This is a genomic window from Protofrankia sp. CiP1_Cm_nod3, assembly GCF_982290655.1.
The window spans coordinates 1-15203 of sequence record NZ_CEVIVD010000111.1; the positions used below are offsets into that span (position 1 = coordinate 1).

Below are 15203 nucleotides of genomic sequence, written 5' to 3' on the forward strand. Positions count from 1 at the left end.
GGTTCTGCTCAGGACGGGGTGGTGGGTGGGAGGCGGGCCACCGTCAGGATCGTGCGGAAGGGCTCGGTGATCATCCCGTCGGGGAAGGCCTTCAGCAGGGAGCGCCGTTCGGCGTCCAGGAAGTCCTCCAGCCGGTCCCCGATCGCCTGGACGTACGACTTCGAGCGCAGCCACAGCTCGTACCGGTCCAGCGGGAGCGTCCGGCCCCAGTGGCCGGAAACCGTCACGACCTCGGTGAACAGGCCCGTCCAGCGCAGTTCGTCCGCCCAGGGGCGGGTGCGGTAGTCGCGCCGGTAGCCGGGGCTCATCGCCTCCAGACGCCGCTGCTGACGCTCCCACCAGCGCAGGTCCTCGCCGTCGACGTCGTTCCACCAGACCGCGAGCGCGCCGCCGGGGCGCAGCACCCGGGCCGCCTCGGCCGCGGCCACCGGCACCCGCACCCAGTGCCACGCCTGGGCGTAGCAGACAAGGTCCGCCACGGCGTCGGAGAACGGAAGCGCCTCGCCGTCGGCGCGCACCACGCCGATCCCGGGGGTGCGCTCCCGCAGCCGGCCGAGCATGCCCGGGCTGTGGTCCACCGGGATCACCCGGGCGCCGCGCGCGAGCAGGTCCCGGGTGGCTATACCCGTCCCGGCGCCGACCTCGAGGATGTCCGCGCCGGCCAGCTCACGCCCGGCCAGCCAGGCCAGATCCCGGAACAGCTGATCGGGATAGGACGGCCGGGCGGCGTCATAGGCGTCCACCATCGGGTCGAAAAGCGATCTGGCGCTCATTACCGCATGGTGGCACCGTCGTGCGGGCCGGATACGGCTGTTTACCGCTGTTCGTCTCGATACCCCGCCGGTATCGTCACGTCACCGGTACTGCCCCTCCACCGGCATCGCACCGGTATCACCCGCTCCACCGGTATCACCGGCCGGCCCGGCGACAATGCCCGGACCAGGGCCATGACGTCAGGGCAGGCGGCCGGCCGCGGTGACGGGGGCGGCGGCGAGGTTGAGGCGGGTGAACGCCAGGGCCTCGGCGAGGTCGGCCTCCCGCTGCGCTCTCGACTCCGCGCGGCGCGTGTTGATCTCCACGACCACCGTCCCGTCGAAGCCCCGGGCCGCGAGCCGTTCCAGCAGGTCGGCGCATGGCTGGTTGCCGCGGCCGGGCACCAGGTGCTCGTCCTTGGCCAGGCCGACCCCGTCGGCCATGTGCACGTGGACCAGCCGGTCGCCCAGCTCGTCGGCCATGGCGAGCGCGTCGGAACGGGACACGCTGGTGTGTGACAGGTCCAGGGTGACGTGCCGGTAGTCGTCGTCCACGGGCGACCAGTTCGGCGCGTACGCGGACACCTCCCGCCCCCGGGCCCGCAACGGGAACATGTTCTCGACGGCGAAGCGGATGTCCGTCTCGTTCGCCATCCGTTCGATGCCCTCGATGAAGTCGCGGGCGTAGTCACGCTGCCACCGGAACGGCGGGTGGACGACGACGGTCGGTGCCCGCAGCGTCTCCGCGACGGCGCGGGCCCGTTGCAGCTTCGCCCACGGCTCGACCCCCCAGACACGCTGGGTGAGCAACAGGCACGGGGAGTGGATCGCCAGGATCGGAATGCCGTGATAGTCGGCAAGCCGCCGCAGAGCTTCCGGATCCTGGCTCACCGGATCCGTCCACACCATGATCTCTACGCCGTCGTAGCCAAGCCGGGCAGCCATCTCGAAAGCCGCCGCCGTCGACTCCGGATACGTCGACGCGGTCGACAGAGCCACTCTGGCCGAGGGCACCCGTGCGATGGCACGCCCACCGCCACGCGGTGCGAGCCGGGCCGGGTAGCCGGTGTCAGGGGAGAGAACAGCGGAATCCGCTGTCGGCCGCCACAAATCTGGGCCACGGTTGTCCGCGACCTCGGCGTCCCCGAGCCGCGGCGCTGGGGTCTGCGCCTCGGACATCCCTCAACAGTAGTGCCTGTGCGCGGCGATCGGCGCCCGACTCGGAGCACCGAGACAGCAGACCGGTTACCGAACGAAGTCGCACAGGGACTACATGGAGACCACACAGAGATCGCACAGGGACCGGACGGGGCTCACATGAAGATCATTTGGAGGGCTGTTCGAAGGTCACGCGGAGGTCAGCCAGTCCAGCCTGCGCAGAATGATGCCCTCCCGCAGCGCCCACGGGCAGATCTCGACCTCATCCAGGTTCAGCAGGTCGAGGGCTTCGTCGGCGACCACGGACCCGGCGGCCAGCTGGCCCGCGCGGTCGGCCGACACCCCGGGCAGGTCGCACCGTTCGGCGGCGGACAGCCGGCACAGCCGCGCGGACATCTCGCGCAGCGCGTCCCGGCGCAGGACCCGGCGGACGTACGGGCCGCGGCTGTAGGGCTCCGCGCCGGCGATCCGGGCCAGCGACCTGAAGGTTTTCGACGTCGCCACCGCCCGCGTGGGCTCGCCGACCACGTACAGCCGGGAGACCACCGGGGCGATGTGCGCCCGGACGTAGCGCCGCAGGGCCGTCACCTCGGAGCGTTTCGGCGGGTCGTTGGCGAACCAGTCCCGGGTGAGCCGGCTGGCCCCCAACGGCAGGGAGGACACGACGTCGGGGTCCTCGTGCATCCCGGCCGCGATCTCCAGGGAGCCGCCGCCGATGTCGAGCGCGAGCAGCCGGCCGGCGCTCCAGCCGAACCAGCGCCGCACCGCCAGAAAGGTCAGCCGGGCCTCGTCCTGCCCCGGCAGGACCGCGAGCGCGACCCCGCTGGCGGTCCGCAGACGAGCCAGGACGTCCTCACTGTTGGTAGCGTCCCGCAGCGCGGAAGTGGCGAACGCCACAAGATCGTCCACGCCGAGCTCGTCGGCACGCGCACTCATGTCGATGATGCAGCCGGTCAGGATCCGCTCCCCCTCGGCGGAGAGCGCTCCGTCACCGTCGAGGAGCTCGACCAGCCGCAGCGGGACCTTCATGCTGGCGGCCGGCAGCGGCTGGCCGCCGACATGGGCGTCCACCACCAGCAGGTGCACGGTGTTCGAGCCGATATCGATCACACCGAGGCGCATCCGGCCGGAAACCGGCGGGACGGCGACGTGCGGGGCGGCCTGGTGGGGCAGGGCCTCCTGGCCCACCTCCTGGCCATCGCCGAGGGGGGCCGGCACGGGCAGCGTCACGGGCGGGTCACCGGCCCCGGGCCGGGCGGCGGCGGGGATCTCCACGGCGGCGGTCTCGGCCACGGGCTTCAGTGACATCGGACACACGATAGGCCCACCCGCACGGCAACCGACAACCCAACCGGGCCGGCCGGGCCGGCGAGGTCATCCGAATCGGCCAGACCGGCCAGATCGGGCAGGACGGAAACAGTTGGCAGACCGGACAGCGGACGAAGAGCGTATGCCCCCCTCGCCGCGTGGCCAAACTTCACGCATCCACTCCCGGTCGTGCATCGAGCCGGCCACGGCCGGCCGGCACCAGCGCCCAGCGAACCAGGCCACCGGTATCCGGCGAACAACACGCCCGGCGGACCACCATGACAGCGACGGCTAACCACCATGACAGTGATCAGGTACGCACAGCGACCAGGCCGGGCGGAGCCCTCACCCGACCAACGTACACAAGTGATCGCCACTGTCGGGCCGAAACGCCGATCAAAGAACCGAATCGTCACAGAAAGATCACGATCACGCCACCGGAGAGAATCCACCGGAGAGAACAGGGCCGCCGGAGACGCCGTGCCACCGGGGGCGCCGCCGGCGTCAGGGCTCGAACTTGTACCCCAGGCCCCGCACGGTCACCAGGTGGCGTGGGTTCCCGGGCTCGTCCTCGATCTTGGTGCGCAGACGCTTGACGTGGACGTCGAGGGTCTTGGTGTCCCCGACGTAGTCCGAGCCCCAGACCCGGTCGATCAGCTGGCCGCGGGTGAGGACCCGGCCGGCGTTGCGCAGGAACATCTCCAGCAGCTCGAACTCCTTCAGCGGCAGCGGGACGGAGGTGCCGGCGACCGTGACCACATGGCGTTCGACGTCCATCCGCACCGGACCGGCCTCCAGCGTCGCCGTGACGTGTTCGTCGACCTCGCCGCGGCGGCGCAGCACCGCGCGGATACGGGCGACCAGCTCACGGGCGGAGAACGGCTTGGTGACGTAGTCGTCCGCGCCGAGCTCCAGGCCGACGACCTTGTCTATCTCGCTGTCGCGGGCGGTTAACATGATCACCGGGACGGTCGACCGCTGCCGCAGCGCACGGCAGACCTCCGTCCCGGACAGGCCCGGCAGCATCAGGTCCAGCAGGACGAGATCGGCGCCGTGCCGCTCGAACTCGGTCAGCGCGGCCGGCCCGTCGGCGGCTACCGCGACGTCGAAACCCTCCCGTTCCAGCATGAACGACAACGCGTCCGAGAACGACTCCTCGTCCTCCACGACCAGCAGGCGGGTCACGCGTCACACTCCTTCGTCATCCGTCCGTCATCCGGGTGTCGGTCCGTCGGCCGTCATTCGTCGGTCAGTCGCCGTTGTCGCGCCTGTGCTCGGCGCCGGCATCGGCATCGGTGTCGATGCCGGCGCCGGTGTCGATCTCGGTGTCGATCTCGGTGTCGATCTCGGTGTCAGCATCGTCATCGGTATCGGCCAGCAGCAGCGGCAGTCTGATCGTGAACGTCGACCCGGCCCCCTCGGAGCTCCACACGCTCACACTTCCCCCGTGGTTGGTCGCGACATGCTTCACGATCGCCAGGCCCAGCCCGGTACCGCCGGTCGTGCGGGACCGCGCCGGGTCCGCCCGGTAGAAGCGCTCGAACACCCGCTCCAGGTCCTTCTCGGCGATGCCGATGCCCTCGTCGGCGACCGAGAGCTCCACGGTGTCACCGGCGCGCCGGACACCGACGACGACACGGGTCCCCGGCGGGGAGTAGGTGACCGCGTTGTTCAGCAGGTTCGCCAGCGCGGTGACCAGCTGTCCCTCGTCCCCGCTGACCACGAAGTCGCTGTCGCCGATCACCGCAACGATGATCTCCTGGGCGGCGGCGGCCAGCCGGGTGCGGTCGAGCGCTTCGGCCACCACCACCGACACCTGCACCGGCTGGGGATCCGGCCGCGGGTCCGCGCCCTGCAGCCGGGACAGATCGATGATCTCCTGTACGAGGCGGGCCAGCCGGGCGGACTCGTGCGTCATCCGGGACGCGAACCGGCGGACGGCCGCCGGATCGTCACTGGCCGCGGCGACGGCTTCGGCCAGCACGTGCAGCGCGCCGACCGGGGTCTTCAGCTCGTGGCTGACGTTCGCCACGAAGTCCCGGCGGACCGCCTCCACCCGGCGGGCCTCGGTGAGATCGTCGAGGATCACCGCGACATGGCCGTCCGCGTCCAGCCGCGAGGTGCGGGCGCGTACGGCGAACGCCTCCTGGTCGGGACGGGGCCGGGTCAGCGGCGGTTCGGGGCGGGGCGGCAGGTCGAGCTGCTGGTCACGGTCGACGCCGTCGCCGCGGGTGCGGGCGGCCAGGTCGCTGAGCTCACCCAGGTCCAGCCGGCTGTCGACGATCACCCCCATGGCGTGGGCCGCCGGGTTGGCCAGCACCACCACGCCGTCGGCGTCCAGAACGATCAGCCCGGAGGGCAGGCCGTCGACAAGGCGCCGGACGAGCCGCGAGGGCAGCGCCGCGTGCGCGGCGGTCGGCGGGTTCGCGGCCGTCGCATCGCGGAACCGCCGCCGCGGGGACACCGCCGTACTGTCACCCGTCCGGATCGTGGGCGCACCCCGGCCCGGCGGCGCCTGAGCCGGCAGCGCCTGAGCCGGCGGCACCGCACCCGACGACGCCTGAGCCGGCGGCACCTGGGCCGGCGGCACCGCACCCGACGACGCCGCACCCGACGGCGTCTGGGCCGGCGGCGCCTGGGCCGATGCCGGTCGCGGGCCGGGACGCTCCCGGCCGGTGCGCGGCGTGGAGCCGACAGCATCCGAGCGGGTCCCGCCGGCGAAGAACCCGAAGCCGGAGAAACCGGAACGGCCGATGCCGGGCAGCCCGATGCCGGGCAGCCCGGAACCGGGGAGGCCGAAGCCGGCCTCCCGCTCGTCCGCGCCCTCGCCCACGGCCGAATGGTAGGTGGGCTGCGGGTGTATCCACCCAACCCGGTCCGATAGTCGTCAGGAGTTCACCCGGCCAACAGGATGTGTTCACCGTGGGGCGAGCACTGCCGACCATCGTTGATCGCGACAGGGTATGCGCGGCGTTCGGGGTCATATGTCCAGGAGCAATCGCTGTTCGCCCTCAACGTGTGACGCGCCGAAGAGCGGAACGGCGACTTTCCCACGGACAGCCGACGCCGGCTCGCAACGCCGGGAGCCGGCACGCGCATGGTCACCGTCCCGGCGAGCCGGGAACACGGCCGCCGTCCCGGTGACCAGCGAGATCCACGGCTTCCAGCAGCGCGAAAGAAACATGATCGTGCTCTGCCAGCCGTCCTGACCTCACCCTGTTGTGGTCCGATGGGCTGACAACCGCTACAGACACGAAGGAGCCGTCCGTGCGGGACGCCTTCCACGACGAGCTCGAGAGCATCAACTCCTCGCTCGTCGAGATGACCAACCTGGTCGCTTCAGCAATGGCGCGAGCGACGACCGCCCTTCTCGACGCAGATCTGCAGCTCGCCGAGGGCGTGATCACGGCTGACGAGACCGTGGACCTGCTACGCAACGAAATCGAGGAACGATCCTTCGACATAATGGCGCGCCAGCAGCCGGTCGCCACCGACCTGCGGACGATGGTCACCACGCTGCGTATCGTGGCTGACCTCGAACGCATGGGCGACCTCGCGCTGCACGTCGCCAAGGTGGCCCGCCGGCGCTACCCCGGCCGTGCCGTCCCACCGGAGCTGCACTCGACCCTGCTGGAGATGGGGCAGGTCGCGCAGCGCATCGTCGCCAAGGCGGGGTCGGTCATCGCCGGCCACGACGCGGCCCTGGCCAAGGAGCTGGAAAGCGACGACGACTCCATGGACGCCCTGCACCGCAAGCTCTTCCACGTCCTGCTGGAAACGGAATGGACCTACGGCATGGAGGCCGCGATCGACATCACCCTCTGTGGCCGCTACTACGAACGCTACGCCGACCACGCCGTCTCAGTAGCCCACCGGGTCATCTACCTGGTCACCGGCAAACGGGTCTGACCCGCCCGGAGCGGGACCAGCTACACGAACAGAGCGGTGACGTGGTTCTCGCCCCTGCCGGGCCCGCGTTCCCCACGTCACGGCTCCGTTCGGCGCCGCCGAGCGCCCACCCGACCGGCGTTCGTTACTTCTTGCCCTGGGCGGCTACGGCGGCGGCGGCCCGGGCCGCTTCCTCCGGGTCGAGGTAGGACGAGGACAGGACGCGCAGGTCGTCATCCAGCTCGTAGCGCAGCGGGATGCCGGTGGGGATGTTCAGGGCGGCGATGTCGCCGTCGCCGATGCCGTCGAGGTGCTTGACCAGGGCGCGCAGCGAGTTGCCGTGGGCGGCGACGAGCACGGTCCTCCCGCGCCGCAGGTCCGGCACGATCGCGTCGTACCAGTACGGCAGTATCCGGGCCACCACGTCCTTGAGGCACTCGGTCGCCGGGATGAGGTCCGGCGGCAGGTCGGCGTAGCGCTCGTCCACACCGCTGACCTGCTTGGGGCCGATGGGCGGCGGCGGGGTGTCGTAGGAACGGCGCCACAGCGTGAACTTCTCCTCGCCGTACTCGGCGAGGGTCTCGGCCTTGTTCAGCCCCTGCAGGCCGCCGTAGTGCCGTTCGTTCAGGCGCCAGGAGCGGTGCACGGGGATCCACGTCCGGCCGGCCGTGTCGAGCGCGATCCAGGCGGTGCGGATCGCGCGCAGCAGCAACGACGTGTGCACCACGTCCGGGAGCACACCGGCGTCGCGGAGCAGTTCACCGCCGCGGGCCGCCTCCTGGCGGCCCTTGTCGGAAAGGTCGACATCCACCCAGCCGGTGAACAGGTTTTCTCGGTTCCACGTGCTCTCGCCGTGGCGGAGCAGAACGAGCGTCGGCATGACTTCGATCCTGCCGCAACCCGTCGCCGCGATGCGGCTGGATCGGCCGTGGCGCACCCGTCCGGGGCACTTTCAGGGCCGCTCCGACCGCGACGCCCAGCCCTTCACCACCCCACACCGGTACCCCCGCCCCTGGCCGCCCGGCCCGAACCGGCCCGCTGGTGTTGCCCTCGTCCGCTGTCCTGGTTGTCGGCTTGGGTGTCAGTCGGTGGCCTTGGGATGGCCGGTACCGGCGTAGATCACCCACGCGGTCCGGTTCGAATCATCGATCAGATACCAGATGCGTCCGCCGCTGGTGACCTCATACTGCCAGCGTTCCAGCGTCTGGCCTTTGAACGTCGCGGTGCCGAGGGCGCCCTTGAGACGGTGGTGACGGTCCGGATTGCCGCGGATCCGCGGCAACGACCGGATTGTGTCGAAGGCGCGGCGCAGGTTGCCCGGGGCCTGGCGGGCGAGGTGTTCCCAGCCGTCGGCGGCCTCGTTGGTGGCGAAACAGATGTCGTACTCGCTGCTGGTGGGGGGTGGAGCGGCGCGGTCTTCCCGCTTCGGGCTCATTCGGTTGCGACGGCGGGTGGCTGGGGGACGGGGCCGAGGTCGCCGTCGGGTTCCCGGGTCAGGATCGCGTACAGGGCGGGGTCGGCGTGGATCTCGGCGCTGTGCCGCCACTGGGTGAGCAGGACGGCGACGGGAGCCAGCGTGTCCAGCGCCATCGCGCCGCGCGCGGTTGCGATGAGCTCGGTGAAAAAGGTGTCGACGTCCGCCGGCGGTAGGAACGTCGTCCAGGGCAACGCGTCTGGCAGCGCCTGCCGCAGAGCGGCAGCGTTCCCGGTGTGGATCAGGCTGGCGAGCATGCGGGTGGCGAAGTCGACCACGGCGGAGTCCTGTTCGAGTTGCTCCACTCGCATCAGCGCGAGGTCCGTCGCGTCGCGGCGGCGCAACCGGAGCGCGCGTACCTCGTCGAGCCGTCGGGCGGTTGCCGCCGGATGATGGAGGAGCTCGCTGAACGGGACTTCCTCGTAGGCCGCGCTCATGACATCCACACTAGCTCGGATGTCGCAACATCTTAAGATCGAATCATGGCCGCAACATCTCGGACCTTGCGGGCCACCCATCGATGACGCCCGACCGCCTTCCGCCCCATCGACGGTCCCGCCAGCGGCGTCGTGATAATCCGCAGCCGCCGCGTGGCATCCTGAGCCGTCCGACTGGGGACAAAAAGACCTCCGGGCGCTTCCATCGCCCATGGAAGGGACGACAGGTCGTCGGGACCAGCGACGACGCCCGGAGGTCCGGTGCCTGTCTGGTTCTCGCCGGTGCCGGTGCCCGCAGGTCACCCGGCAGGGGTGAGGACCACGAGACCGGCTTAGCGGACAGTCACCTCACGAGTCCGTTTATCACACAAAACTAGACCACCTCCCTTCTCGTGTACGGACAACGCTACGGGGGCCGGGTGGGCTCGGCAACCGCTTTTCCGCACCAACCGCCAAGCCGTCGCCGGCGACTCCTGAACACTTAAGGCGACTTATGTATAACAAAAAGTAATTATCGTCGGAGGGTCGCGACGGTGACACAGCAGGACACCGTCCGCACGATCGAAGATCCATCGGACGCGGCCTAAACTGTGTCCATGACGGTGGACGTCGCGAAAGGCCGGGAGAGCTGGCGGTGGCGTGAGGCTGCTGCCGCGCCGGTTGCCACCGCGTCACCGCGGGCCGAGGTCCCGGCGTCGTCAGCCTCGGGGTCGTCCTCAGCCCCGGAGCCGGTGGCGGACGGCACCTGGCAGACGCAGTTACGCTCCCGGGGCTACCGGCTCACCCCACAACGCCAGCTCGTCCTCGAAGCGGTCGCCCGGCTCGGCCACGCCACCCCCGAGGAGATCGTCACCGAGGTCCGCCGCACCGCGGGCGGGGTCAACATCTCCACGGTGTACCGCACCCTGGACCTGCTCGAGGAGCTCGACCTCGTCTCGCACGCCCACCTCGGTCACGGCGCGCCGACGTACCATGCGGCCGGCGTCGTCGAGCACGTCCATCTGGTGTGCGGCGGCTGCGGCACGGTGCGGGAGATCCCTTCGGACGTCCTGACCGACCTCGTCGCCCGGCTGCGCGACGACTTCGACTTCTCCGTGGACGTCAGTCACGTCGCACTTGCCGGCCGATGCGGGAACTGCGCGACCCCGGTCTCGGGTTGAACAGGCCATGACCGGACAGTCCATGACCACCGACCCGATCGCCACGCGCACGCCCGGCGGCCCGGACAGCCCGGACAGCCCGGACAGCCCGGACAGCCCGGACAGCCCGGACAGCCCGGACAGCCCGGACGACGGCTACCGTTCACCGCTGCTGGCCGTCGCCGGTGCCGTGCCCGCCACCGGGCCCGATCTCGGGGTCGCCGACCACTATGGGGATCCGCTGCGCGAGCAGCGCGCCGGCGAGCGCGGGGCAGTGGTCGTCGACCGCTCGCACCGCGGGGTGCTGCGCGTCACCGGTGTGGACAGGCTGTCCTGGCTGCACAGCATCACCTCCCAGCATCTCGCCGCGCTGCCGGCCATGCGGGGCAGCGAGGCGCTGGTGCTCTCCCCGCACGGCCACGTCGAACACCACCTGATGATCGCCGACGACGGGACGGCCAGCTGGCTCGACGTCGAGCCGGGCACCAGCGCCGCACTGCTCGCCTACCTGGAGTCGATGCGTTTCCTGCTGCGGGTCGAACCGGTCGACGTCCATGCCGACTATGCCGTGCTGTCGGTCATCGGCCCGGCCGCCGTGGACGTCGTGACCAGCGCGTTCGCCCCGCTCGACCCTCCGCTCCACCGGCCTGACCGCCACGATGTGACGGTGGGTTACGACGGTGACCTGCTGGCCCATGGTCTGTACCCGCTGGCCCGGGCCCTCGTCCGGCCGGCCGTCACATCACCAGCCGTAGTCGACGGCCCCGTGGCCGACAGCGCCGCGACGGACGGCCCGGGGGCCGGCCTCGAGGCGGGCGAGCAGGAGGATCCGGGCGGATCCGAGATCCTCGTCCGGGCGATGCCCGACGGTCTCGACCTGCTCGTCCCGCGCCGGACGCTGCGCGGGATGGTCGAGCGGCTCGTCTCCGCGGGCGCCTCCCTCGCCGGGGCCGGCGCGTTCGAGGCGGCGCGGGTCGCCGGCCGCCGGCCCCGCCTGGGCGCGGAGACCGACCACCGGACGATCCCGCACGAGGTCGGCTGGCTGGCCACCGCCGTCCACCTCGACAAGGGCTGCTACCGTGGTCAGGAGACCGTCGCCCGCGTGCACAACCTGGGACGCCCGCCCCGGCGCATGGTCCTGCTGCATCTGGACGGCACGACGGTCGCCCACGGCGCCCCGGTGCACAGCGGCGGCCGGGCGGTCGGGTTCGTGGGCACGTCCGTCGTACACGCGGAACTCGGCCCGATCGCGCTGGCGATCGTCAAACGGACCGTGCCCGACGACACCGCCCTGGTCGTCGTCGACCCGGAGGCGGGTGAGGTCGCGGCGTCCGTGGAGCCGGCGGGCGGGCCCGACCAGCCGACCCGCCCGGCCGGCCGTCTCGTCGGCTGACCCGAGCCCGGACCGTCCGTTCCGTGCGTCGCACCCTCGGCCGGGCCGCTCGCCTCGGCGAGGGCAGCCGTCCCCCGGGTGGGATAGGACGACAGGACACGGTCAGGCGGGACGAGCGAGGAGCTGATCCACCTCACGGACGTCCGGATGCGCCGCGTGCCGGCGCAGGGAGCGCCGGACATCCTCCGCCCGCCGTGCGTTGCGCTGCGAGCGGGTGGCCTCCAGGAACGGCGTCGCCTGGCGGACGAGCGCGCACCCGTGGTCGATGTTGCCCAGGTCGATCTGCACGGCCGCGCGGCGGAGCAGGTATGTCGCGTGGTCGCGGGCGCGGGCGACCGGGTGCACCGCGAGGGCGTGCGCCAGCCAGCGGTCCGCCTGCTGTGGCTGGCCGAGGTCGATGTAGCAGATCCCGAGCTGGGCCGCGTGGAATCCCTCGTCGAAGATGCCCGCCCAGGCCGGGTCGTGTGGGCTGGAACGGCCGGCCGCCGTTTCGGCCTGGGCCAGCGCGCGGAAGCACCCGGCCTGGTCGCCCAGTGCCGCGTACGCCCGGGCCAGCCTCATCTGGAACATCGCGCCGGCGCGTCCGCTGATGCCGCCGCTGCTCGTCACGGCCGCTTCGGCCAGCTCGAGGGCTTCCTTGGGACAGGCGAAGTCGACGCACTGCAACGACATGTTCTTCATGATGTTCGCACCGACCAGCCGGTCCCCGGCGGCGTGGGCGGCGTGCAGGGCCGCGATCCAGTAGCGTTGCGCGCTCGTGTGGTAGCCGGCGTCGAACGACGCCCACCCGGCGATCCGGGCGAGTTCGGCGGCGAGCAGCTGGAGGCTCGTCCCGATCTTCTCCGTGTACGAGCCCTTGGCGAGCAGGTCGGTGACCACTCGCAGCTCGGCGTCGACAAGCCGCCGGACGCCCTCCCCGCCGAGCCGGTCGTCCATCAGCCGTAACCCCGGGATGTTGTGCTCGATGCGGTGGACCACCTGTTCGTCCACCCGGCCGCCGTCCAGGGCGGCGGCGAGCCGGGTGGGCTCCAGGTTGAGCCACTCGCCGGCCAGGCTCGCCACACCCGCTCCGGTGATGGTGAGGAAGCCGCGGCGGTCGGTGAGGGCACCTTCGACAACATCGATCATTGATGTCACACTGCCTGCGCTGTTCCACGGGTAGTCGGTACGTACGACGTCACCGGTCGGCAGCCAGGCCGGCCAGGGATGGGACTCGATCTTCTGGGCCGAGACTCCCAGCTCGGTGGCGAGGGCAAGCTGGGAGACCCGGTCAGGCACGACACCCCGGTGTTCCCAGCGCCAGACCTTCTGACGTTCCGCCGCCATGTTGGCCACACCCAGGTCGCGTGCGCGGCGCGCCACCACCCGGGCCAGTCGCTGATAGGACCAGCCATGCTGCGCCCGGACGAACGCGAGCGGGTGAGCGCAGGCGCCGGCGCCCTCGGTCGACATCATCTGTCTCCTTCGAGTCGCATCTGGTGAGCAGCTAACAACGCTATGTGATGACATCTTCGCGACACAGTGACAAACAGGAAGCGATGCGTGCGCAAAAGACCACAGGAGGACAACGACATGCACCGTTTAACACCGATTGCACACGTGCTCACACGATGGCCGCGAATGCACCGCACAAAATCCCGCACAGGCCATTGACTGCTCATCAGCTTGCTGTTCAGCAAGATCCTGCAATCATGCTACCGCCGGTCGCGAGCCCCACAAGAGGCCGTACCACGGCGAGATCACACGGAGCGTCTCGAAATGCCTACTCCCCGTTCACGATCTTATAAAAGAATGTAATAAATACAAAAAGAAACAGAATCGTGGACGGAGCGGGAGCGGAGCGACGGCAAAGCCGAAAAGCCGAACGCCCCGACGGGCAACGGCCGCATGGCGGCCACCGGCCGGACGGCCGTCAACCGAACGGCCACCGGCCCGATGAGCAGCAATCAAATGATCATCGGGCCGGTGGCCGCCGGTCACATAAGGTGGCCGCCGGTCACATGATGAGCGCCTCCGCCTGCTTCTGCAGTTCGGTCAGCGTGGCCGTCGGATTCGCGCCCGCCATGATCCTCGCGACCGCCTCGGATGCGAGGACGGGCACCTCACCGCCGCGCGGCCCCGACCAGTACGGCGCGTGGACGACCGAGTCGGTCATCGCGTTGAAGGGCACCACCTGCGGGTACCGCTGGTACAGCGAGACCAGCCGGTTGGCCGCCTCGATGTCGACCGGCAGGTAGCTGAGCACCGTCGCCCCGGCGGCCACCACGTCCGGCGCGAGCATCGCCATCATCAGCTCGGTGGCCATCTCGTTCTGGCAGCGGTCGGTGGCCAGCACCACGAGGCCGTTCCCGCCGGCCACCGGATGCTGCGTACCACCCGGCAGGACGGGCAGCGGCGCCACGCCGAGCGGGAACGCGCCCCTGCCCTGGCGTTCGATGGTCTGTACCCCCGGCACCACCGAGCTGATGCTCGCGCCCACGATCGCGGACTTCCGGTTGAGGGCGAAGCGGACCATGGCGTCGGCCGGCGTGTTCGACTGGGGCCCGTAACCGCCGACCCTGGCCAGGAAGCTCGCGGTGTCGCGCGCCGCGGCACTGGTGAAGTCCGGCCGTCCCCCGGCGTTCTGGATGTTCGCGCCCTTCGACCCCGCGATGGTGTTGAAGAACCACTGCCCGAACTGGTCCGAAGCCGGCAGGTCGACCGGCTGGACGCCGGGCAGAGCCTGCCTGATCTTTTCGGCCGCGGCGAGCAGGCCGGTGGTGTCCTTCAGCGACCCCGGGTCCACCCCGGCCTGGGCGAGCATGTCGGCGTTGTAGAGCAGGACGGGCACGGAGACCTGCTGCGGGACAACGAACAGCTGCCTGCCCACCGACCCCAGCGTGGTGAACCGCTGGTCGTAGGAGGCGCGCAGCGACCGCGGCGACACCTCCTGGGCGTCGAGCCGTTCGACGAAGGTGGCCAGCAGGTCGAGCCCGGCCACCGCGAGGTCCGTGCTGCGCCCGGCGGCCGCGTCGGTGCCGATCTGCTGGACGATCTGGGAATAGCTGGTCGCGGTGGACGTGATGTCGACCGTCAGGCCGGGGTGGGCCTTCTCCATGTATGCCTTGGCTGCCTTCGCGCTGTCGGTGAGCGGGCCGCTCGCGACCATCCGCAGCGTTCTGACCCTTGTGGCGCACTGGAGCGACGCCGTGGCCCCGTTCGCGTCGGACACGGCGACGGTGGCCGGGCGGGCCGGCGGGCGCGGGCCGGCTGCCGGCGACAGGCCGCCGGAACCGCCCACCCCACACGCGGCGATCGTGCATACGGCGGCGACGACAACGGCGAACCGTGTCGCCGGCGGAATCCGGATCAATTTTCTTCCTTTCAGGCTTTCACGCCCCGACGCCGCCGGTTCTGATATCGGTGCCGAGGCCGGTGCTGCCGACGGCCCGGGCGGCCGGCATCGGACCGGAATGAGCACGGTCGATTCCGCGCTACTCGTTCGCGGTACTCGGCGCGGCCGATGGCCGGGACGCGGGAACCGGCGGCGGGAACGCGGCCTGCGGGCCGGTGGGCCGCCGGGCCGCCCGCGGCGCCGGGGCCCGGCGAGACCTCGGCGTCCCCTGGGAGCACCGCGGACGCCGGGACCCCGCGGACGTCGGGACCCCTGCGGCC

13 protein-coding genes are annotated in these 15203 nt (G+C 70.9%); 3 read left to right on the forward strand and 10 right to left on the reverse strand.

From position 1 onward, the window contains the following. Nucleotides 1-8: 8 nt before the first annotated feature. The 5 genes from AC5LUJ_RS18165 to AC5LUJ_RS18185 form a co-directional block, all read right to left on the reverse strand. Entirely contained in the window at nucleotides 9-773 is a 765-nt protein-coding gene (locus AC5LUJ_RS18165) for a class I SAM-dependent methyltransferase (RefSeq protein WP_493465349.1), read from the reverse strand. A 180-nt stretch (nucleotides 774-953) separates the two neighbouring features. After that, nucleotides 954-1931, reverse strand: a complete 978-nt coding sequence (locus tag AC5LUJ_RS18170; RefSeq protein WP_250281980.1) for a sugar phosphate isomerase/epimerase family protein — start codon at nucleotides 1929-1931, stop codon at nucleotides 954-956. 168 nt (nucleotides 1932-2099) lie between these two features. Continuing rightward, nucleotides 2100-3218 carry a Ppx/GppA family phosphatase gene (locus AC5LUJ_RS18175; RefSeq protein ID WP_493465350.1) on the reverse strand — a complete coding sequence of 373 codons (1119 nt, stop codon included), beginning with the start codon at nucleotides 3216-3218 and terminating at the stop codon, nucleotides 2100-2102. A gap of 504 nt (nucleotides 3219-3722) precedes the next feature. After that, nucleotides 3723-4403 carry a response regulator gene (locus tag AC5LUJ_RS18180; RefSeq protein WP_250281976.1) on the reverse strand — a complete coding sequence of 227 codons (681 nt, stop codon included), beginning with the start codon at nucleotides 4401-4403 and terminating at the stop codon, nucleotides 3723-3725. Nucleotides 4404-4467: 64 nt separating this feature from the next. Then, entirely contained in the window at nucleotides 4468-5706 is a 1239-nt protein-coding gene (locus tag AC5LUJ_RS18185) for a sensor histidine kinase (protein WP_445548635.1), read from the reverse strand. A 779-nt stretch (nucleotides 5707-6485) separates the two neighbouring features. Between AC5LUJ_RS18185 and phoU the strand changes: the two genes are divergently transcribed. Next, a complete protein-coding gene (gene phoU, locus AC5LUJ_RS18190) occupies nucleotides 6486-7127 on the forward strand; it encodes a phosphate signaling complex protein PhoU (protein ID WP_250281972.1) in 642 nt (213 codons plus the stop codon). Nucleotides 7128-7251: 124 nt separating this feature from the next. Here phoU and AC5LUJ_RS18195 read toward each other — a convergent pair whose 3' ends face one another. From AC5LUJ_RS18195 to AC5LUJ_RS18205, 3 genes are all read right to left on the reverse strand, one after another. Then, nucleotides 7252-7986, reverse strand: coding sequence for a phosphoglyceromutase (locus AC5LUJ_RS18195; protein ID WP_493465351.1), 735 nt, complete (start codon nucleotides 7984-7986; stop codon nucleotides 7252-7254). 201 nt (nucleotides 7987-8187) lie between these two features. Continuing rightward, nucleotides 8188-8541: a hypothetical protein gene (locus AC5LUJ_RS18200; protein ID WP_250281967.1), complete on the reverse strand. Its 354-nt coding sequence runs from the start codon at nucleotides 8539-8541 to the stop codon at nucleotides 8188-8190. Beyond that, nucleotides 8538-9017: a hypothetical protein gene (locus AC5LUJ_RS18205; RefSeq protein WP_250281965.1), complete on the reverse strand. Its 480-nt coding sequence runs from the start codon at nucleotides 9015-9017 to the stop codon at nucleotides 8538-8540. Before AC5LUJ_RS18205 ends, AC5LUJ_RS18200 begins: the two co-directional genes overlap by 4 nt. Nucleotides 9018-9613: 596 nt before the next feature. Between AC5LUJ_RS18205 and AC5LUJ_RS18210 the strand changes: the two genes are divergently transcribed. Further along, nucleotides 9614-10177, forward strand: coding sequence for a Fur family transcriptional regulator (locus tag AC5LUJ_RS18210; RefSeq protein WP_250282002.1), 564 nt, complete (start codon nucleotides 9614-9616; stop codon nucleotides 10175-10177). A gap of 7 nt (nucleotides 10178-10184) precedes the next feature. Next, on the forward strand, nucleotides 10185-11549 hold the full coding sequence (gene ygfZ / locus AC5LUJ_RS18215; RefSeq protein ID WP_250292603.1) for a CAF17-like 4Fe-4S cluster assembly/insertion protein YgfZ: 1365 nt from the start codon (nucleotides 10185-10187) through the stop codon (nucleotides 11547-11549). A gap of 102 nt (nucleotides 11550-11651) precedes the next feature. On the opposite strand, the gene AC5LUJ_RS18220 is transcribed toward ygfZ, so the two are convergent. Both AC5LUJ_RS18220 and AC5LUJ_RS18225 read right to left on the reverse strand, forming a co-directional pair. After that, nucleotides 11652-13001, reverse strand: a complete 1350-nt coding sequence (locus tag AC5LUJ_RS18220; protein ID WP_250282001.1) for an NsdA family TPR-like regulatory protein — start codon at nucleotides 12999-13001, stop codon at nucleotides 11652-11654. A 544-nt stretch (nucleotides 13002-13545) separates the two neighbouring features. Beyond that, the gene (locus AC5LUJ_RS18225) at nucleotides 13546-14901 is read right to left on the reverse strand and encodes an extracellular solute-binding protein (protein WP_250281961.1); all 1356 of its coding nucleotides are present in this window, start codon (nucleotides 14899-14901) and stop codon (nucleotides 13546-13548) included. Between the last annotated feature and the right edge of the window lie 302 nt (nucleotides 14902-15203).